Origin of the sequence: Vreelandella lionensis, assembly GCF_044543515.1 — a bacterium.
GTDB classification, from domain to species: Bacteria; Pseudomonadota; Gammaproteobacteria; order Pseudomonadales; family Halomonadaceae; genus Vreelandella; species Vreelandella lionensis.
Genome location: NZ_JBITWC010000052.1, coordinates 1 through 1,337, shown reverse-complemented (window position 1 = coordinate 1,337; position 1,337 = coordinate 1). Strand labels below are relative to the sequence as shown.

Here is a 1,337-nt window from a genome sequence, read left to right as displayed (position 1 = left end):
GGTATGACCGTTCTCGTCTATCGGGTAACAAGAAGGAAGGCGCCATCTCTAGCATCGACCTCATGACCTCGGGAAGACGGCCAGGTGACACCGCCGGCAACATAGATAGCTCTTTGATAATAAAATGGGCAGCTTGGTGAAAACTCAATTGATTTGGGTGAATGCTGTCCAAGCTGTAGGCCATTCGCGCCATCTGAAAGCGTATCAAGTTGTAGGCGAGCAACGTTCCCCATAATTCCTGGCGAACCATGTCCGGCGTACGACTACGCAGCGTGAGTCGGCTGCCCAGCAGTGACTGCTTCATTTCCCGGTAGCCCAGCTCGATTTCCCAGCGATAGCTATAAAGATCCACGATATCAGCAGCAGGAAAGCGCAGCGGATCGGTCATCGACGTCAGCATCTGAACTTCTTTTCCCTTGACCTGACGACGCATCAGACGTGCTTCTAACGTCGCGGGCAAGTCTGGCCATTTCGCTCGTGCTTGTGGGGATGTCGTCAGACGAACCAGTCGATCCTGACGTCCCAGCGAGTAGATCTCTTCATACTGCGCTCCCTTCCGTAACGGGATCAGCCAGTGGCGCTGTTCGCCTGCTTGCTGCCACGCATGCAGCAGACCCAGCGAATAAAACCCACGGTCAAATAACGTCAGTGAGTGGTCAGGTGTACTGGCGATCAGGTCTGTCGTTAACGCCACTTCGCCCGTCGAGATGCTGTCAAACGCGGCGCCCGTGATTAGGTGGCTCGTCAGCTCCATTTGACACACCATCCGCACCTGCGGGTAGCTCGCTTCTCGGTAGGCGTTACGCGTACGTGTAAAAGCCGCTTGGTTGTCAGGCGTGTCAGGCGTTCGCCATACCACTCCGTCTACGCCTAGCAGCCTGAGACCACACCAATGAGGGTGAGGGGTTTGTTCGTGCCACAGGTCCTGCGTTTGCTCGAACACACGTTTGACAGCCTCTACCCCGAGGCGTTGACGTGCTTGGACAACGGCGCTGGGTGCCACGAAAGGACGTTGGCCGGGTAAGACAATATCAAGCTGATGAACGACTTGCCCCATCGGGATGTGCCGGAACAAGGCCATGCCGACAATCGACCAGACCACCATCTCAAGCGGTAAACGGCGCTTACGCAAGGTGGCTACACCGGCGTGCGCTAGGCATTCGTCAATCAGCTCGGGGGAGAGAACATCCGCGAGGCTGGAGAAATGTTCAGGTGAAACGCGAGCGATGGCATCAATGGCCTGACTAAAATGCATAAAAATCCGGTATCAGAGAATCACTGATACCGGAATATCGCATTGTCAGCTCATTGGTGAAACTCTTAACTGACTGGCATTA

1 protein-coding gene is annotated in these 1,337 nt (G+C 55.0%); it reads right to left on the bottom strand.

Annotated elements, in window-relative coordinates; genetic code table 11:
- Positions 1-1,255: IS4 family transposase (locus ACIGG6_RS18235; protein WP_399846543.1), on the bottom strand; the 1,255-nt coding region annotated here is incomplete at its 3' end.
- Between the last annotated feature and the right edge of the window lie 82 nt (positions 1,256-1,337).